The 18,361-nt window shown below is 75.5% G+C and carries 17 protein-coding genes; 3 read left to right on the forward strand and 14 right to left on the reverse strand.

The features are described from left to right. The first annotated feature begins 128 nt into the window (after window positions 1-128). Entirely contained in the window at window positions 129-1,277 is a 1,149-nt protein-coding gene (locus ABD160_RS22805) for an aromatic ring-hydroxylating oxygenase subunit alpha (RefSeq protein WP_344025788.1), read from the forward strand. A 47-nt stretch (window positions 1,278-1,324) separates the two neighbouring features. On the opposite strand, the gene purU is transcribed toward ABD160_RS22805, so the two are convergent. Then, window positions 1,325-2,173, reverse strand: a complete 849-nt coding sequence (gene purU, locus ABD160_RS22810) for a formyltetrahydrofolate deformylase (RefSeq protein WP_344025790.1) — start codon at window positions 2,171-2,173, stop codon at window positions 1,325-1,327. A gap of 39 nt (window positions 2,174-2,212) precedes the next feature. Here purU and ABD160_RS22815 point away from each other — a divergent pair, with 39 nt between their 5' ends. Further along, a complete protein-coding gene (locus ABD160_RS22815) occupies window positions 2,213-2,914 on the forward strand; it encodes a GntR family transcriptional regulator (RefSeq protein WP_425563650.1) in 702 nt (233 codons plus the stop codon). 57 nt (window positions 2,915-2,971) lie between these two features. Here the strand turns inward: ABD160_RS22815 and ABD160_RS22820 are convergent, their stop codons facing one another. The 7 genes from ABD160_RS22820 to ABD160_RS22850 all read right to left on the reverse strand — a co-directional run bounded on the left by ABD160_RS22820 (window position 2,972) and on the right by ABD160_RS22850 (window position 12,021). Beyond that, window positions 2,972-5,434, reverse strand: a complete 2,463-nt coding sequence (locus ABD160_RS22820) for a GcvT family protein (protein ID WP_344025794.1) — start codon at window positions 5,432-5,434, stop codon at window positions 2,972-2,974. Then, a complete protein-coding gene (locus ABD160_RS22825; protein WP_344025796.1) occupies window positions 5,431-5,997 on the reverse strand; it encodes a sarcosine oxidase subunit gamma in 567 nt (188 codons plus the stop codon). The genes ABD160_RS22820 and ABD160_RS22825 overlap by 4 nt, the downstream gene beginning before the upstream one ends. After that, entirely contained in the window at window positions 5,987-8,818 is a 2,832-nt protein-coding gene (locus ABD160_RS22830; RefSeq protein WP_344025798.1) for a 2Fe-2S iron-sulfur cluster-binding protein, read from the reverse strand. The genes ABD160_RS22825 and ABD160_RS22830 overlap by 11 nt, the downstream gene beginning before the upstream one ends. Next, window positions 8,815-9,105: a sarcosine oxidase subunit delta gene (locus ABD160_RS22835; RefSeq protein WP_344025800.1), complete on the reverse strand. Its 291-nt coding sequence runs from the start codon at window positions 9,103-9,105 to the stop codon at window positions 8,815-8,817. Before ABD160_RS22835 ends, ABD160_RS22830 begins: the two co-directional genes overlap by 4 nt. 29 nt (window positions 9,106-9,134) lie before the next feature. Continuing rightward, the gene (locus ABD160_RS22840) at window positions 9,135-10,364 is read right to left on the reverse strand and encodes a sarcosine oxidase subunit beta family protein (RefSeq protein ID WP_344025802.1); all 1,230 of its coding nucleotides are present in this window, start codon (window positions 10,362-10,364) and stop codon (window positions 9,135-9,137) included. A gap of 83 nt (window positions 10,365-10,447) precedes the next feature. Next, on the reverse strand, window positions 10,448-11,614 hold the full coding sequence (locus ABD160_RS22845) for an NAD(P)/FAD-dependent oxidoreductase (protein WP_425563651.1): 1,167 nt from the start codon (window positions 11,612-11,614) through the stop codon (window positions 10,448-10,450). Window positions 11,615-11,634: 20 nt separating this feature from the next. Continuing rightward, window positions 11,635-12,021: a bifunctional 3-phenylpropionate/cinnamic acid dioxygenase ferredoxin subunit gene (locus ABD160_RS22850; protein WP_344025935.1), complete on the reverse strand. Its 387-nt coding sequence runs from the start codon at window positions 12,019-12,021 to the stop codon at window positions 11,635-11,637. A 225-nt stretch (window positions 12,022-12,246) separates the two neighbouring features. Here ABD160_RS22850 and ABD160_RS22855 point away from each other — a divergent pair, with 225 nt between their 5' ends. Further along, a complete protein-coding gene (locus ABD160_RS22855; RefSeq protein ID WP_344025807.1) occupies window positions 12,247-13,197 on the forward strand; it encodes an ANTAR domain-containing protein in 951 nt (316 codons plus the stop codon). A gap of 15 nt (window positions 13,198-13,212) precedes the next feature. Here the strand turns inward: ABD160_RS22855 and ABD160_RS22860 are convergent, their stop codons facing one another. The 6 genes from ABD160_RS22860 to ABD160_RS22885 all read right to left on the reverse strand — a co-directional run bounded on the left by ABD160_RS22860 (window position 13,213) and on the right by ABD160_RS22885 (window position 18,361). After that, complete coding sequence (locus ABD160_RS22860) at window positions 13,213-14,175, reverse strand: L-histidine N(alpha)-methyltransferase (RefSeq protein ID WP_344025809.1); 963 nt, start codon at window positions 14,173-14,175, stop codon at window positions 13,213-13,215. Next, the gene (locus ABD160_RS22865; protein ID WP_344025811.1) at window positions 14,172-15,200 is read right to left on the reverse strand and encodes an iron-containing redox enzyme family protein; all 1,029 of its coding nucleotides are present in this window, start codon (window positions 15,198-15,200) and stop codon (window positions 14,172-14,174) included. The genes ABD160_RS22860 and ABD160_RS22865 overlap by 4 nt, the downstream gene beginning before the upstream one ends. Then, window positions 15,197-15,379 (reverse strand): CDGSH iron-sulfur domain-containing protein, encoded by a 183-nt coding sequence (locus ABD160_RS22870; RefSeq protein ID WP_425563652.1) that lies wholly within the window; start codon window positions 15,377-15,379, stop codon window positions 15,197-15,199. Before ABD160_RS22870 ends, ABD160_RS22865 begins: the two co-directional genes overlap by 4 nt. Before the next feature lie 10 nt (window positions 15,380-15,389). Beyond that, a complete protein-coding gene (locus ABD160_RS22875) occupies window positions 15,390-16,298 on the reverse strand; it encodes a HemK2/MTQ2 family protein methyltransferase (protein ID WP_344025815.1) in 909 nt (302 codons plus the stop codon). Between the two features lie 155 nt (window positions 16,299-16,453). After that, window positions 16,454-17,212, reverse strand: a complete 759-nt coding sequence (locus tag ABD160_RS22880; RefSeq protein ID WP_344025817.1) for a class II aldolase/adducin family protein — start codon at window positions 17,210-17,212, stop codon at window positions 16,454-16,456. A gap of 141 nt (window positions 17,213-17,353) precedes the next feature. After that, window positions 17,354-18,361 carry a ketopantoate reductase family protein gene (locus tag ABD160_RS22885; RefSeq protein WP_344025819.1) on the reverse strand — a complete coding sequence of 336 codons (1,008 nt, stop codon included), beginning with the start codon at window positions 18,359-18,361 and terminating at the stop codon, window positions 17,354-17,356.

Raw genomic sequence — 18,361 nt, forward strand, 5'->3', positions numbered from 1 at the left:
AGCGCCGGGCCCGCCGCGGTCCCATTTTGGTGCGCAGTGCACATCGAGTTGCGCACTTCGCAACATCCCCCCGGGACGGGCGGCGAGGCCCGGAGCCGGCATCCCCCTCCTGTCCGAGGAGCACCGCCATGACGACCGGTGAGCTGCCGACCCCCGTCGAGCAGGAGCGCGCTCTCCCGCCGAGCCTGCGGGAGACCCTGGCCGGCCACTACTACACCGATCCGCAGATCTTCCGCGCCGAGCAGGACCGGATCTTCCACACCGGATGGTTCTGCGCGATGCTCGCCGCCGACCTGGAGCGGCCCGGGCAGTACGAGACCGTCCAGATCGGACGGGAGAGCGTGATCGTCACCCGGTGCCGGGACGGCCGGATCGCCGCCCACCTCAACGTGTGCCGGCACCGCGGCGCCCGGCTGTGCACCGAGGAGCGCGGCGAGGTGCGGCGCTCGTTCCAGTGCCCGTACCACGCCTGGACCTACGGCCTGGACGGGAAGCTGGTCGCCGCCCCGAACCTGTCCTCGATGCCGGACGTCGACAAGTCCGACTGGGGCCTGCACGGGGTGCACGTGCGCGAGTGGCTGGGCTACGTGTGGCTGTGCCTGGCCGAGACCCCGCCGTCGTTCGACGAGACCGTGATCGCCGACGTGACGAACCGGCTCGGCTCGCCGGACGCGATCGTCGGCTACGACGTGGCGAACCTGCGGCTGGGGCGCCGGATCTCCTACGACGTCGCGGCGAACTGGAAGCAGATCGTCGAGAACTTCATGGAGTGCTACCACTGCGCGACGATCCATCCCGAGCTGACCGAGGTGCTCCCCGAGTTCGCCGACGGACTCGCCGCCCAGTACTTCGTCGGGCACGGCGCCGCGTTCGGCGAGGGCGTCGAGGGGTTCACCGTGGACGGCTCGGCCGGTCTGGAGCGCATCCCGGGCGTCACCCCCGAGCAGGACCGCCGCTACTACGCCGTCACGATCCGGCCGCAGGTGTTCCTCAACCTGGTGCCCGATCACGTCGTGTTCCACCGGATGTTCCCGCTCACCCCGGCCCGGACGCTGGTCGTCTGCGACTGGCTCTACCTGCCCGGCGTCGTCGCCTCCGGCGCCGACATCGAGCGCTCGGTCGAGCTGTTCCACCGGGTCAACCTGCAGGACTTCGACGCCTGCGAGCGCTGCCAGGTCGCGATGGACTCGTGGGCGTACCAGAAGGGCGGGGTGCTGGTGCCCGGCGAGCACCACATCGGCGAGTTCCACGACTGGGTCCGCGGCCACGTCGGCTGATCCGGCGGCCGGGCGGCCCGCGGGCCGCCCGGCCGTGCCCGGCCCGCTCAGCGGAAGACCACCGTGCTGCCGCCGGAGAGCAGCACCCGGCGGTCGCAGTGCCAGCGCACCGCGCGGGACAGCGCGAGCGCCTCGGCGTCCCGGCCGATCGTCTGCAGCGCGGCCGGATCGTGCGTGTGGTCGATCCGGATCACCTCCTGCTCGATGATCGGGCCCTCGTCGAGGTCCGGCGTGACGTAGTGCGCGGTCGCGCCGACCAGCTTCACCCCGCGCCGGTACGCCTGGTGGTAGGGGCGCGCGCCCTTGAAACCGGGCAGGAACGAGTGGTGGATGTTGATCGCCCGCCCGTGCAGCGCCTTGCACGTCCCGTCCGAGAGCACCTGCATGTACCGGGCGAGCACGACCAGCTCGGCGTCGTAGGACTCGACGGCGCGCAGCAGCCGCGCCTCGGCCTCCGGCTTCGTCTCCGGCGTGACCGGGATGTGCAGGAACGGCAGCCCGGCCGACTCGGCCATCGGCCGCAGGTCCTGGTGGTTGGACACCACGGCGACGATCTCGGCGCCCAGCGCCCCGGCCCGCCAGCGGTACACCAGGTCGTTGAGACAGTGCCCGAGCCGGGACACCATGACCAGGATCCGGGCCGGTGCGGCGTCGGAGAACGCGAAGTCCATCCCGAAGCCGGTGGCGACCGGCTCGAACGCGGCCGACACCGCGGCCAGGTCCACGCCGGCCGGGGCGGCCACCCGGGTGCGCAGGAACAGCCGGCCCGAGACCGGATCGTCGAACTGCTGGTACTCGCCGATGTCGCCGCCGTGCTCGTAGAGGAACGCGCTGACCGCGCGCACGATCCCGGTCCGGTTCGGGCAGCTGAGGGTGAGGACGAACGAGCTGGTCACGGTGGGCTCCCGCCTGGATATACAGCTGATGTACGAGTGATGTGCCATGGGGGTGGTGGGTCTACGATCCGGTGCGTGACCGTGCTGCCCGACGTCGACGAGCCGGAGTACGCCTCGCTGGCCGACCGCGCCTACGCCGTGATCCGCGACCGGCTGATCATGCTGGACATCCCGCCGCTGGCCCCGATCGACGACAGCGCGCTCGCCCGGTCCCTGCAGGTCGGGCGCACCCCGGTGCGGGAGGCGCTCAAGCGGCTGGAGACCGACCGCCTGGTGCACTCCTACCCGCGCCGCGGGACGTTCGCGACCGGCGTCGACATCACCGATCTCGCCTACATCTCCGAGATCCGGGTGCAGCTCGAACCGCTGGCCGCGCGGCGGGCCGCCGGGTACGCCGGGCCCGCGGTGCTCGACGGGCTGCGGGAGACCGCCGAGCGGCTGGAGCGGATCGACGTCCGGTCGCTGGACCGGGACGCGCTGATGCGCTGGGACCTGCACGTGCACCGGCTGGTGTACCGGGCCGCGGGGAACCCGCACCTGGAGGACACCCTGATCCGGTACGACAACCTGGCGACCCGGATCTTCTGCCTGTTCCTGGACCGGATGACGCACTTCGACCGGCACGTCGGCGAGCACGTGGCGCTGCTGCGGGCGGTCGCCGGGGGTCATGCCGACGAGGCGGAGCGGCTGGCGCGCGAGCACGTCGTGGGCTTCGAGCAGGCGGTGCGGGCCGTGGTGTGAGCCCCGGTGTGAGCCCCGGTGTGAGCCCCCGTGTGAGTCCCCGTGTGAGCAGCGTCCTCACCGCCGGATCCGGGTCATCCCCGGGTCGAGCAGCGGCTCCGCCGCCACCGTCGCCGCGATCGTCCGGTCGAACCAGCGGATCCCGACCGGGCTCCCGACCGGCAGCCCGGCGGGCAGCCAGGCGTAGGCGACCGGGAAGCCGAGGGTGTGCGCGAACGCCGCCGAGGTGACGTACCCGGCCGGTTCGCCGTCGACGAGCACCGGCTCCTGGCCGAGCACGACGCTGCACCCGTCGTCGACGGTCAGGCAGGTCAGCCGGCGGGTGACGGTGTCGTCGCCGACGCCGGCCAGCGCGTCCCGGCCGACGAAGGCGGTCTCCTTGCTGCGCACGGCGAACCCGAGCCCGGCCTGGTACGGGTCGTGCTCGCTGGTCATGTCGGTGCCCCAGGACCGGTAGCCCTTCTCCAGCCGCAGCGAGTTGAACGCGGCCCGCCCGGCGGCGACGGCGCCGAGCGGGCGGCCGGCGTCGAACAGCACGTCCCACAGCTTCCGCCCGTACTCGGCGCCGGTGTAGATCTCCCAGCCGAGCTCGCCGACGTAGGACAGCCGCATCACGGTCACCGGGATCCCGGCGATGTGCGCGGACCGCGCCCGGAAGAACTTCAGGCCGTCGTGCGAGAGGTCGTCGCCGGTCAGCGGCTGCACCAGGTCGCGGGCCAGCGGCCCCCAGACCCCGATGCAGCAGGTGCCGCCGGTGATGTCGCGGACGCTCACCCCGGGCTCCCCGGCCGCGGCCCGGCGCAGCCGGTCGACGTCGAGATTGCCGTTCGCGCCGACCTGGAAGAGCTCGTCGCCGAGCCGGGCGACGGTGAGGTCGCTGCGGATGCCGCCGGCGTCGTCGAGCATCAGGGTGTAGGTGACCGAGCCGACGGAGCGGTCCATCGGGCCGGTGGTGAGCCGGTCCAGGAACGCGCAGGCACCCGGCCCGGCGACCTCGATCCGGGTCAGCGGCGTCATGTCGTACAGCCCGGCCGCGGTGCGGGTGCGCCACGCCTCCACCGCGACGACCGGCGAGTGGAACATGCCCGACCAGGCGTCCCGCTCCGGGGCCCGCCAGTCGGGCGGCAGCTCCGGCAGCAGCGCGGCGTTCGCCTCGTACCAGTGCGGGCGCTCCCAGCCGTGCGCCGGCAGGAAGAACGCGCCCAGCTCGCGCTGCCGGTCGTGGAACGGGCTGGTCCGCAGGTCCCGCGGCGACGTCCGGGGCTCCAGCGGGTGCAGTACGTCGTAGATCTCGACGAAGTTGCGCTGCGCGGTCTCCTCGACGAACGGGTCGGTCGTCTCCACCTCGTCGAACCGGTGCACGTCGCAGCCGTGCAGGTCCAGCTCGCTGCGCCCGTCGACGAGCAGCTGCGCGACCGCCCTGGCGACGCCTGCCGAGTGCGTCACCCACACCGCCTCGGCGATCCAGAACCCGGCGACGTCGGCCGACTCGCCGATCAGCGGGCCGCCGTCGGGGGTGAAGGAGAAGACGCCGTTGAACCCGGACTCGACCTTCGTCGAGCGCAGCGCGGGCAGCAGCTCGCGGCTGTCCTCCCACGGCCCGGCGAAGTCCTCCTCGGTGAAGGGCAGCATCGAGGGCTGCACGCTCTCCGAGGTGGTGCCGCCGGTCTCCGGCAGCTCGGACAGCGACACCGGCATCGGGCGGTGCGCGTAGGAGCCGATCCCGATCCGGTCGTCGTGCTCGCGGAAGTAGAGATCGGCGTCCTGGTGGCGCAGGATCGGCAGCCGGGCCTCGGTCTCCGGGCCGTTGCGCCCCACCAGCTCCTCGACCCGGCCGGTGCGGGCGTACTGGTGGGCCAGCGGCAGCAGCGGCACCCGCATCCCGGCGAGCCGCCCGAGCTCGCGGCCCCAGAACCCGGCGCAGCAGACGACGACGTCGGCCGGGATGTCGCCCCGGTCGGTCCGCACGCCGGTGACCCGGCCGCCGGCCTGCGCGATCCCGGTGACCCGGGTGGAGCCGTGGAACACCGCGCCGCGGGCCCGGGCCCGGGCGGTCAGCGCGACGACGGCGCGGGTGGCGCTCGCCAGCCCGTCGGTGGGGGTGTGCAGGCCGCCGAGCAGCTGCCCGGGATCGAGCAGCGGGTGCAGCCGGGCGCACTCCGCCGGATCGACGACGGCGGCGGGCACCCCGCGTGCGGTCGCCCAGCCGTGCCTGCGGTGCAGGTCGGCGAGCCGCTGCGGGGTGGTGGCGACCTCCAGGCCGCCGACCTGGTTGAAGCACCGGCCCTCCGGTGCGTCCAGCCCGGCGAGCTTCTCGACGGTGTAGGTGGCGAAGGCGGTCATGGTGCGCGAGGCGTTGGTCTGGAAGACCAGCCCGGGCGCGTGCGAGGTGGAGCCGCCGGTCAGCGGCAGCGGGCCGCGGTCGACGACGGTGACGTCGGTCCAGCCGCGCAGGGTCAGCTCGTCGGCCAGGTTCGCTCCGACGATCCCGGCTCCGATGATGACGACACGAGGGTTCATGGGGTGCTCTCCTGGTCGGTCCGGAACTCCTGGGCCGCGTCGAGCAGCCAGGCGGTGAGGTGCCCGGCGAACGACGGGCGGACGTGCACGAGCAGGTCGTCGCCGGGCCGGAGCACGACGAGCAGCACCGGGGCGTGCGCGATCGTGGTCTGCGCGCACCGCCCGGCGCCGAACACCGAGGGATGGGTGTCCAGTGCGCAGCCCAGCGCCAGCAGCTCGCGGGTGAGCGGGCCGCGCACCCGCAGCGCGGTCCACTGCCCGGACACGTCGGTCGCGGCGCCGTGCGGGCCGAGCGCCGCGCGCAGTGCGGCCTCCGCGGGGCCGCCGCTGATCAGCCATTCGTCCGGGCCGAGCCAGACGATCCGGCCGTCGGCGGTGGCGGTCCAGGTGTTCGGCCGGGCCGGTGGGGCGGCGCCGAGCAGCGCGGCGACGGCGTCCGCGGCCGGGCCGAGCGGGTCCAGGCGCAGGTTCGTGAGGCGCCCGGGGGGTGCGGCGGTGACGGTGAGCGCACCGTCTCCTCCCGCGGTCAGAACCGGGTGGCCGGTTGCCGGGTCAGCCGTCACGGCGGGCTCCTTCGGGATCGACGAGGACGGGAGCGGTGATCCGGGCCGGGACGAGCGAGCCGCCGCACGGCACGTGCACGACGTCGCCGATCCGGTCCCGCCCGCCGGCGAGCAGCGCCAGCGCGAACGGCCGGCCCAGCTCGGCGCTGCGGTAGCTGGAGGTGACGTGCCCGAGCATCGGCACCGGCGGCGGGGGCAGCACGCCGTCGGCCCGGAACTCGACGATCTGCGAGCCCTCCGGCAGCCGGGTCGCCGCGTCGGTCGGCAGCAGCCCGACCAGCTGCCTGCGCAGCGGATCGAGGTTGGCGGCCCGGCTGAAGGAGCGCTTCCCGACGAAGTCGGCCTTCGTCGCCGACACCGCCCAGCCGAGCCCGAGATCGTGCGGCGAGACGGTGCCGTCGGTGTCCTGGCCGATGATCGGGTAGCCCTTCTCGGCGCGCAGCACGTGCATCGTCTCGGTGCCGTACGGGGTGATCCCGTACCGGGCGCCGGCGGCGACCAGGCGCTCCCACACCGCGAGCGCGTGCCGGGCGTCGACGTTCACCTCGTAGGCCAGCTCGCCGGAGAACGAGATCCGGGCCAGCCGGACCGGCACCCCGTCGAGCGCGGTGTCCCGCCAGGTCATGAACCCGAACGCGGCCGGCGCGACGTCGCAGCAGCCGAACACGTCCGCCATCAGGTCCGCCGAGCGCGGCCCGGCGACCGGGAACACCGCCCAGTGGTCGGTGACCGAGGTCAGCCACACCCGCAGCTCCGGCCAGTCGGTCTGCAGCCGGTCCTCCAGGCCGGCCAGCACCGGCGCGGCGTTGCCGGTGGTGGTGGTGAGCAGGAACCGGTGCTCGTCGAGCCGGGCGACCGTGCCGTCGTCGACCACCATGCCGTCGTCGCCGCACATCACGCCGTAGCGCACCCGGCCGATCCGCAGCGTGGACATCATGTTCGTGTAGACGCGGTCCAGCAGCACCCCGGCGTCCGGGCCCTGCACGTCGATCGTGCCCAGCGTGGAGCCGTCCATGATGCCGACACCGGAGCGGACGGCGGCGCACTCGCGCAGCACGGCCGCCTCCATGTCCTCGCCGGGCCGCGGATAGTGGCGGGGCCGCCGCCACTGCCCGACGTCCTCGAACACCGCGCCGTGCGCGACGTGCCAGGGGTGCACCGGGGTGGTGCGGACCGGGTCGTAGAGCTCGCCGCGTTCCCGGCCGGCGAGCGCGGCGAACGCGACCGGTGTGTACGGCGGCCGGGAGCCGGTGACGCCGAGCTCCGCGACCGGACGGCCGAGCAGCTCCGCGGTGATCCCGGCGGCGACCGTGCCGGAGGTGCGGCCCTGGTCGTGCCCGGTGCCGATGGTCGTGTACCGCTTGACGTGCTCGATCGAGCGCAGCCCGGCGCCGACCGCGCGTGCGATGTCGGCGACCGTCGCGTCCCGGGCGAGATCGGCGAACTGCCGGGCCGGGTCGCCCGGGGTGCGCCAGAGCAGCAGTGGCGGGGTGCGGGGCGGTCCGGGATCGGCGCGGGGCGCGGCCGCCGGGTCTCCCCCGGCCGCCGCGGCGCCGTCGGCCAGGCAGCCGGCCAGGTCCGGGACGCCGTTCGCGGCGCCGATCACCTCGGTCCCGGCGGGCGGCTGCGCGGGCCGGAACGCGCCGAGCGCCGGATCGAAGGCGGGCGGGGTGCGCACCTGGCCGACCAGCTGGGTCGCCGGTGTCCAGCCGCCGGAGACCAGCAGCAGGTCGCACGGCAGGTCCTCGGTCCCGGAGCCGGAGCTGCCGGGGCCGTCCGCCTCGCCGGCCGGCCGCACCCGGGCGGCGGCGACCGAGCCGTCCGGGCCGGCCGCGGTGTCGACGACGACCGTCCCGGTGCGCACCGTCACCCCGGCGGCCCGGCACCCCGCGGCCCGCTCCGGGAGGTCCGGCCGGGCGTCGAGCAGGGTGACCCGGGCCCCGGCCGCGGCGAGATCGGTGGCCGCGGCGTAGGCGGCGTCGTCGGTGGTGAACACGACGATCTCCCGGCCGGCGAGCACGCCGTAGCGGTGCAGGTACTCCCGGGCGGCGGCGGCCAGCATGACGCCCGGCCGGTCGTTGTTCGCGAACACCACGGGGCGCTCGTGCGCACCGGTCGCGATCACCACCCGGCCGGCCCGGATGCGGTGCACCCGCTGCCGTGACCGGTGCCGCGGGGCGTCCGGGCCGAGATGGTCGGTCCGGCGCTCGCAGGCCAGCACGAAGCCGTCGTCGTAGTGGCCGAAGGCGGTGGTCCGCTGCAGGTGCAGCACCTCGGGGTGCGCAGCGAGCTCGGCGAGCACCGCGTCGACGAACTCCGGCGCGGGCCGCCCGTCGATCCGGTCGGCCGGGGTCAGCGAGCCGCCCGCGGCGGGGCGGTCGTCGACCAGCGCCACCCGGTCGCCGCGGCGGGCGGCGGTCCGCGCGGCGAGCAGCCCGGCCGGGCCGGCGCCGACGACGAGCGTGTCGCAGTGCGCGTGCCGGTGGTCGTAGCGGTGGGTGTCGGGGACGGCGGCGAGCCGGCCGCGGCCGCGCAGGCTGCGGGCGACCAGCCCGTCGTAGAGCTCGACGGCGGCGGCCTGCAGCATCGGCTCCGGGAACGGCTCCTCGATCTGGACGAGCCCCGCCGGGTCGTCGGTCCAGGCGGTGACGATGCCGCGCGGCCGGCCGAGGTTCACGCTGGAACCGAGCACCCGGACGCCGTGGGCGAGCAGCGCCGAGGCGAGGGTGTCGCCGGGGTGCCCGGTGCGGGTGACGCCGTCGACGGTGAAGCTGAGCGTGCGGCTGCGGTCGATCCGGCCGTGGCCGGGCACCCGGGTCATGTCCGGGCCCCGGGCAGCTCGGGGCGCGGTGCGCCCGCCGGGTACACGGCGAGGAAGCGGTAGGTGACGGTGTCGCGGACCGCGTTGAACCAGCGGCGGCAGCCCGCGGTGTGGTTCCAGCGCTCGGCGACCGGGCCCTTCGGGTTGTCCCGGAAGAACACGAAGTGCGCCCACTGCTCGTCGGTGAGCGCGGACGGGTCGGCCGGGTAGGCGACGTGCGCCGGGCCGCCGTGGTGGAACTCGACCTCTTCGCGGGGGCCGCACCAGGGGCAGTCGATGAGTTGCACGATCGGACTCCTTGTCTCCGGTGCGGTGCTCAGTGCGCCACGGCGGCGGCGCCGTGCTCGTCGACCAGCGCGCCGGTCACGAACCGGTCCAGGCCGAACGGGGCGATGTAGGGGTGCGGCTCGTCGTGCGCGATCAGGTGCGCCAGGCACCAGCCCAGGCCGGGGGTCGCCTTGAACCCACCGGTCCCCCAGCCGCAGTTGAGGTAGAGGTTCGTGAACGGGGTGCGGCCGACGATCGGCGACGCGTCCGGCGTGGTGTCGACGATCCCGGCCCAGGTGCGCAGCAGGTGCGCCCGCGCGAACACCGGGAACAGCTCGACCGCGGCGGCCATCTGGCGTTCGATGACGTGGAACGCGCCGCGCTGCCCGTACCCGGTGTAGGAGTCGATCCCGGCGCCCATCACCAGCTCGCCCTTGTGCGCCTGGGACACGTAGACGTGCACCGCGTTGGACATGACGACCGTCGGGTGCACCGGCTCCAGCAGCTCCGAGACCAGCGCCTGCAGCGGGTGCGACTGCAACGGGGCGCGGATCCCGAGCCGGTCGAGCAGCGTCGAGGTGTGCCCGGCGGCGCACAGCGCGACCCGGCCGCAGCCGATGTCGCCGCGGGTGGTGCGGATCCCGGTGACGGTGTCGCCGTCGGTGTCGAAGCCGGTGACCTCGCAGTCCTGGATCAGGTCGACGCCCGCCTCGTCGATCCGCCGGGCGAACCCCCACGCGACGTAGTCGTGCTTGGCGATGCCGGCGCGCGGCTGGTGGGTCGCGCCGAGCACCGGGTACCGGATGTCGCCGGAGACGTTGAGGATCGGGCAGAGCTTGGCGACGTCGTCCGGTTCGAGCCACTCGGCGTCGATCCCGTTGAGCCGGTTGGCCTCCACCCGGCGCACCGAGTCGCGCACGTCCTGCTCGGTGTGCGCGAGGTTCAGCACGCCGCGCTGGGAGAACAGGATCGGGTAGCCGAGATCGTCCTCCAGCCCCTCCCAGAGCTGCAGCGCGTGCTCGTAGATCGCGGCGGAGGCGTCCCAGAGGTAGTTGGACCGGATGAGCGTGGTGTTGCGGGCCATGTTCCCGCCCGCCAGCCAGCCCCGCTCCAGGACGGCGACGCTGGTGATGCCGTGGTTGCGCACCAGGTAGTGGGCGGTGGCCAGGCCGTGCCCGCCGCCGCCGACGATCACGACGTCGTAGTGCCGCTTCGGTTCCGGGTTGCGCCAGAGGACGTCGGGGTGCTCGGGGAGCCCCACCGGCTCGGGACTGCTCATGCGGTCACCTCAGATATCTGATCTTGCAGACTGATATATCAATTGTCGGCAGCGTGGCAGGCGTGGGTTCCGGGGTCAACGGGCTACCCGCGCGCGGCCAGCCGCCTGCGCCAGCCGCCGAACGGGCGCGGCCGGTCGATCCCGAGCACCCCGACCGGCTCCCCCGCGGCGTCGTCGAACACGGCGACGAACCCGCCGGGGCCGTCCGGCTCGCCCTCGACCAGCCGGACCCGGCCGTCCGGCGCGCGGTGCCCGGCGAACTGGATCCGGCTGCCGTACTGGTCGGACCAGAAGTACGGCACGACGTGGTGCGCGGGCAGCGCGTGCTCGGTGCCGAGCAGCGCGGCCACCGCGACCGCGGGCTGCTGCAGCGCGTTGGTCCAGTGCTCGAGCCGGAGCAGGCCGCCGGTGTAGTCCCGGTGCGAGTTGGCGCAGTCGCCGACCGCGACCACCCCCGGCAGGCCGGTCATCCCCCGCGCGTCGGTGACGACGCCGTCGTCGAGGGTGAGCCCGGAACCGGCCAGCCACTCGGTGTTCGGCACCGCGCCGATCCCGGCGAGCACGACGTCCGCGGGCAGCTCGCGGCCGTCGGCCAGCCGGACGCCGGTCACCCGGGGCGAGCCGAGCAGCCGCTCGACGCCCACCCCCCGGTGCAGACGCACCCCGTTCGCCTCGTGCAGGCGCCCGCAGACCTCGCCCATCTCGGCGCCGAGCGCGCGCTGCAACGGCACCGCGGCCAGCTCGACGACGTCGACCCCGATCCCGAGCCCGGCCGCGGTCGAGGCGACCTCGGCGCCGACGAACCCGGCGCCGATCACCACCAGCCGCCGGGCGGTCGCCAGGTCGGCCCGCAGCGCGCGGGCGTCGTCGAGCGTGCGCAGCGTGTGCACACCGCCCGGGACCGGCCCGGGCAGCGGGCGGGCCCGGGCACCGGTGGCCAGCACCACCGCGTCGGCGGCCAGCTCGGTGCCGTCGTCGAGGGCGACGACCCGGCCCGGGCCGTCGAACCCGACCGCGGTGCAGCCGAGCCGCCACTGCACGCCGAGCGCGGCGTCGTCCGGGCCGGTGAGCTCCAGGTCCTCGTCGGGCACGGTGCCCGCGAGGTAGCCCTTGGACAGCGGCGGGCGGTCGTAGGGGGCGTGCCGCTCGGCCCCGACGACGGTGACCGGGCCCGCGAAGCCCTGCGCGCGCAGGGCCCGCACCGCGGCCAGGCCGGCGAGCGAGGCGCCGACCACGGTGACCGAGCGGATCGGCCCGACCGGGCCCGGCATCAGCTCGCGACCTCGTCGATGTAGTGGCCGGCCTCAGCGTAGTGGCCGGCCTCGGCGGGCCGGACGGACTGGGCGGTCACGACCGGCGCGGACTCGCGGACGTAGACCCGGCCGTCGTCGACCAGCACCGTGTGCGTGCGCACCGGGGTCTTGGCCGGCGGACCGCTGGGCCGGCCGGTCCGCAGGTCGAAGCAGGCGGCGTGCAGCGGGCACTCGACCGCGCACCCCTCCAGCCAGCCGTCGGAGAGCGACGCGTCCTGGTGGGTGCAGGTGTCGTCGATCGCGAACAGCTCCCCGTCGACGTTGAACACGGCGATCGGGACCTCGCCGTGGATCCGAACGGACTCCCCGACCGGGATGTCGGACAGCTCGCCCACGAAGATCATTGTTACCTCCACGTTGCGCATCGCGGAACCCGCTATGTATTACGCAACCGTAGGATGGGGGCGCGACGGGCACGCGTCAACGATGGATTTCGCCACACACCGAACCGGGCCGATCTCGCTCCGGATGGACAGGCAGCGCACGGGTTGTACGGTGAACGACAAGGTCGGTGATACCTCGAGTCCGCGCCCCGGACGCACCGCCGTCCGCAGCCCGAGGTGAGTCGGATGCGTCAGCCGGACCACGACCAGATCGTGGCGGCCCTGCGGACCGCGAGCCGCTTCGTCGCCGGCGCCGACGGGACCCGCACCGGCCGCGCCTCGCTCGCCTGCCTCCTCGACTCGGCGGTCGGCACGATCGCCGGGGCCACCGCGGGCGGGATCGCCCGGATCGAACCGGACGGCGTGCTGCGCACCACGCACGCCACCAGCGACGACGTGCGCCGCCTCGACCGGCTGCAGGCCGACCTGGCCGAGGGGCCCTCGCTCACCGTCGCCGACGATCCGCCGCCCACCGGGATCGTCCTCGCCGACGACCTCGGCGGCCGGGACGCCCGCCGGTGGCCGCGCTTCGCACCGGCCGCGGTGCGGTCGGGGTACCGCTCGATGATGTCGGTCCGGCTCTCGCTGGACCGCGGGCGGCGCGGGGTGCTCGCCCTCTGCTCGCCGGCGCCCGGGGTGTTCGGGGCCGGGGCCCGGCTGGCCGCCGGGCTGTTCGGGCTGCAGGCGGCGATGCTGCTGCACGAGCCCGGACCGGCTCCCGGGCCGCGCGCCGGGGCCGGCCGGCCGCCCGGCGCCGCGGGCGTCGAGCGGGCCACCGGGATCGTGATGGAGCGCTACACGCTCGACGAGGACGACGCCGCCCGGTGGCTGCGCCGCGCCGCCGGGCAGGACGGGATGACGGTGCCGGAGTTCGCCGCCGTCCTGGTCGACGAGGCCGGGTCGCACGCCCGGATCGGCGACTCGATCCGGGACACCCTGGAGGCGCTCACCGCCCGCTTCCCGGACCCCGGCACCGACCCCGGTGACGACACCGGCACCGGTCCCGACCCCGGCGCCGGTCCCGACCCCGGTCCCGGCGCCGGTGACGAGCCGGCCGCGGCAGGCCGCCGCGACGCGCCGCCGCGGCGCGGGCTGCGGCCGGTGCGCACCGAGCCGGACGACGAGCGGCCGGTCTGACCGGCGGGGCCGGGATCAGCGCCGGAACAGGAAGATGCCGTAGCCCTGCTCGTCGTCGGTCCACTCGGCCTCGGCGCGCAGGCCGTGCCGCTCGACGTCCCGGCGGAAGCGGTCGCGGTCGAACTTGGCGGAGAACCCGACGTTGATCCCCTCGCCGCGGCGCAGGTCCAGCGACAGGCCCAGGTCGGGCAGCGCGACGCGCCGGTCCCGGCGCGCCCACAGCCGGCCCTCGACGACCTCGTCGTGCGGGTCGTAGTGGGCGAGCGCGTGGAAGTCGGCCAGGTCGACCCGGCCGCCGAAGCGCCGGGCGAGATGCGCGAGATGGTTGAGCCGGAACTCGGCGAACGCGGTGTGCCCGGGCGGGTCGTTGTAGCAGGTCTCGAACACCGGGCCGGGCTTGAGCAGGTCGGCCGAGACGGCGAACGCGTCGCCGGGGCGCAGCGCGGCGGCGATCCGGGCGAGCAGCGCCGACCGCTCGTCCGGGGTGGTGTTGCCGATGTTGGCGCCGAGGAACAGCACCGCCAGCGGGCCGTCCGGGTCGTCGCGGAGCCGGTCGAGGCCCGCCTCGTAGCGGCCCCACAGGCCGGTCACCGTCAGGCCGGGCACGTCGCGCAGCCGCCCGGCGCTGTGCTCGAGCATCTCCCGGCTGACGTCGACGGGCAGGTAGTGGGTCGGCCGCTGCGCGGCGCACGCCGCCAGCAGCAGGCGGGTCTTCTTCGCGCTGCCGGACCCGAGCTCGGCGACCCGGCCGCAGCCGAGCCGGGCCGCGATGTCGTCGCCGTGCCGGCGCAGCAGGTCCCACTCGACGCGGGTCAGGTAGTACGTCGGCAGCTCGGTGATCCGCTCGAACAGCTCCGAGCCGCGCTCGTCGTAGCCGAACCAGGGCGGGATCCGCGGGACCGGCTCGGTGAGGCAGGCCCGCAGCCCGTCGACGTCGTCCCAGAACGCGGGGCCGGACTCCAGCTCGACGACGCTCACCGGGCCGCCCCGTCCGGCAGCGCCGCGCGCAGGCTGGTCCGGCCCGCCGACCAGTGCCGCAGCAGCAGCTCGCCGAGCCGGTCGCCGAGGAACCCGGCCGCCCGGATCCCGAACACCACGTCCGCGGCGAGCGCGGGCTCGGCGGCCAGCAGCGGGGCGAGGACGCCGCGCCGGACGACCTGCTCGTGCACCGCGTCGGCCTCCACGTGCTCGTCGTAGAACCGGATCGCCGCCGCGCCGCAGCCGAGCCGGCGCATCCCGCGGACCAGCCGTTCGGACCCGGGCGACGAGGTCAGCTCCACCAGCGCGAACTGGCCGACGAGCGCGCCGCGCAGGCTGCGCCGCAGGCCGCACAGCGTCATGAAGTTGACCTCGGCGAGGGTCTCCGCGGGTACCGCGTCGACGTAGTGGCCGTACTCGGCGGACAGACCGAGCTCGCGCATCATGTCGGCGAACAGGACCGCGTGCATGCGGGCCGGATCGCCCGCGCCGTACTCGTCGTGCTCGACGGTGACCAGCCCGGCCTTGGCGGCGTCCGGCAGCCGCGGGATCACCCAGGCCTGCGGATCGGCCTCCTTGAGGTGGTACACCGAGCGGTGCGCGACGTACTCGCGCAGCTGCCACAGCTCCCCGGTGCGGTGCAGGTGGTGCGAGACCCCGGTCTCCGCGGCCGGGCCGACCGGCTCGACGAGCAGCGCCTCGACGGTGCCGGCGACGTCGTCGCCGGGCGGGACGTCGGCGCGCAGCGCGGCCAGGAACCGGTCCTCCAGCGCGACCCGCAGGGTCAGCAGCCGCGGGTCCCACTCCCGGTCGTCGTCGACGCCGGCGAAGCCGCGATAGTGCAGCTCGTAGCAGCAGTGCAGGGCGAGCTGCAGGTCGTCGCCGTACGGGTCGGCGGTCGCCGGGTCCCCGCCGGGCGCCGGGTCCCCGCCGCGCAGCAGCTCCAGCACCGTCGCGGACAGCGGGCCGCGGGCGGCCGGCAGCGGCGCGAGACCGGTGCGCGGGGCCGGATGCCGGACCGTCATGTCCGCTCCCCCTCCCGGACGCGGGTGCGGTGGCTGGTGTCGCAGAACGGGGGCCGCCGGGTGCGGCGGCAGGTGCAGACCGCCGTCACCGGGCGGTCGGACCGGATCCGGCGCCCGTCGGCGGTCTCGATCTCGACCGGGCCGTGCACCAGGACGGGGCCGTCGTCGGTCAGGGTCATCCGGGTGGGCTCAGCAGGCACGGCTCGCCTCGATCACGACCAGCTCCTCGTCGACGGCGCCCGGCTCGGCCAGCCCGCGCGCCTCGTGCAGCGCGGCCCGGGCCCGCATCACCGGGCCGAGCGGGATCCGGACCCGCTCGACGACCCGGGCGGTCAGCCCGTGCCCGGCGAGCCGCTCCAGCGTACGGTCCGCGCCGCAGGCCCCGCCGTGCACGAGCAGCAGCAGGCCGCCGGGGACGAGGTGCTCGGCGGCACCGTCGCAGATCCGGTCGACCAGCAGCCTGCCGTCGCGGCCGCCGTCCCAGCTGCGGGAGCTGCGGTGCCGGGCGAGCCGGTCGGTCGCCGAGGGCACGTACGGCGGGTTCGCGGTGATCAGGCCGAACCGCCGCCCGCGGACCGGCGCGAACAGGTCACCGTGGTGCACGCGCACCCGCGCCGGGTGCAGCCGGGCCCGGTGCAGCCGCACCCGGTGCAGCCGGGCGTTCAGCCGGGCGACCCCGACCGCACGCCGGGACAGGTCGACGGCGGTCACCGACCGGGCACCGGAGCCGGCCGCGGCGAGCGCCGCGGCACCGGTACCGGTCCCGAGATCGAGCACGTCCCGGCCGCGGGCCGCGGCGCGGCCGATGATCGCGCCGGCCAGCACCCCGGTGTCGGACTGCGGGCGGTAGACCCCGGGCGCGCTCACCAGGAACGGTTCGGCAGGGACCGGGGCAGCAGGGACCGAGGCAGCAGGGACCGGGGCAGCAATCGGGTCGGCAGAAGTCGGATCGGCCGGGATCGGGGCAGCAGGGTCCGGGTCGGCCGGGATCTGGTCGGCCGGGATCTGGTCGGCCGGGATCGGGTCGGCCCGGATCTGGTCGGCCCGGATCTGGTCGGCCTGGATCGGGGTCGCCGGGGCGGCGGCGATATCGGACACGGGCGGCCTTCCGTCGGACGGGTGGGTCCGCCGGTCGCGGCCCGGTGGGCGGCGTACCCGGCCACCGGTGACTCATCCGCCGTGTGACGACACCCACGCCGGCCCGGTACCGGCCGCTACCGGGCCGGTACCGGGGCCGGGCCGGGCGGGCCCGCTCAGCCGAGCAGGTCGGGCTCGTCGTGCAGGACCTGGCGCAGGTGCGGCTCGAAGTGCTGCTCGGCCAGCTCCGGCGTCAGCGTCCACTTCGGGAGCAGCGACGCCTCGATCGGCTCGCCGTGCCCGGCCGCGGCGAGCTGCAGCGCCGCGGCGGCGGCCCGCTCGGCGGCGATGAAGTAGAACGCCGCCTCCGGCAGTGACCGGCCGACCGTGATGAACCCGTGCCCGCGCTGGATCAGCACCCGCGCGGTCGGGCCGAGCGAGTCGGCGGTGGTCGCCCGGCCCTCCCCGGTCCGGCCGAAGTCCTCGTGCACCGCCTGCAGGCCGTGCAGCAGGGCGGCGTCGGTGGTCAGCGGTTCGAGCACCCGCGGCGACGACGACCAGGTGAACCCGGCGGGCGAGTGCACGTGCACCACGGCGACCGCGTCGGCGCGGGCGGAGTGCAGCACGCGCTGGCTCGCGAACCCGGAGACGACGGCGCCGGGCGGGCCGGCGACGATCGCCCCGGACGCGTCCACCAGGAGCAGGTCCGAGACCCGGACCCGGCCGAACGGGACCTGCCACGGGTTGGCCCAGAACAGGTCGTCCGAGCCGGGATCGCGGACGGTGAGGTGGCCGTTGAAGCCGAACTCGTAGCCGAGCCGGGCGAACAGCCGCAGTGTGGCGGCCAGTGCGACCTTGCGGTCCCGGCGGTCGGCCTCGACCGGGTCGAGCGCGGACGTGGACGCGGACGTGGTGGGTTCGAGTACGGCGGTCACGGTTTCCTCCGGTGTGGACGGACGGGCGGGGTGGGCTGGGCGGTAGCGGTCAGGCGGCGGCGGCCGACCAGTGGCGGCCGGGCCATGGCAGTCGGGCTGTGGCGGCAGCCGGGCAGTGGCGGCCCCGGCCGCCACCGGGTGTCAGACGGCGGCCGGGGCGTCCAGCCCGGGCAGCAGTGCGCGCAGGTCGGCGTCGGGCAGCGAGCCCGCCGGGGTCCGCTCGCGGACGGCCCGTTGCAGGCGGGCGGTCACGGCGGCGTTGTGCGGCGCCGGGACGCCGTGCAGCCGGGCGAGCAGGGTGATCTCGCCGTTGAGGAAGTCGGTCTCCGGGGACACCCCGCGGGCGAGGCTCTGCCAGGTCGACCGGCCGCCGGTGGGACGGCCCGGGATCGGGGCGGGAGCGAACCGGGTCAGGTCCAGTGTGGTCTCGGCCCGCAGGTCCGCCGGGTCGACGCCGGCGGCCCGGTAGACCTCGCGGGCCTCGTCCCGCAGCGCGGCGGCCGCGGCGTCCCGGAGCGGGCCGGGGGCGTAGAGCGCGTCGAGCGCGTTGCCGAGGATCGGCAGCAGCTTGCCCGCCTTCCAGCGGGCGATGTCCTGGACCGGCTCGACGAGATGGCGGGCGGAGCGCAGCTCGTCGGCCACCGCGGCCAGCCGCGGGTCCCCGCCTGCCGGGTACCGGCCGATCCACAGCACCCCGACGGCGGGGGCGGCGGGCACCGCGATCTCGCCGGGCGTCACGAACTCCGACGGCGACCAGGAGACCGCAGCCCACACGGTCGCGAACCGGCGCAGCGCCGCCCGCTCGGTGTCCAGGCCGTTCTGCAGGGTGATCACCGGCAGCACCTCGGCGGCGGCCCGGTCGCCGACCGGTCGCCACGCCCACTGGGCGAGCGCGGACTCGGCGTCCTGGGTCTTGGTGGCGAGCACCAGCACGTCGTCGGGGGTGAGGTCGATCCCGGCGGGGCCGTCGACCGTCGGCACCGGCACCCGCAGCTCGCCGTCCGGGCGGACGTAGCGCAGGCCGTCCCGGCGCAGGATCGCGCCGTGCTCGCCGCGCGCCACCAGCACCACCGGGACGCCGGCGAGGTGCAGCTCGGCGGCCAGGGTCGCCCCGACGGCGCCCGCGCCGATCACGACGTAGCGGCTCAT

Origin of the sequence: Pseudonocardia kongjuensis (assembly GCF_039526905.1) — a bacterium.
Lineage (GTDB): Bacteria > Actinomycetota > Actinomycetes > Mycobacteriales > Pseudonocardiaceae > Pseudonocardia > Pseudonocardia kongjuensis.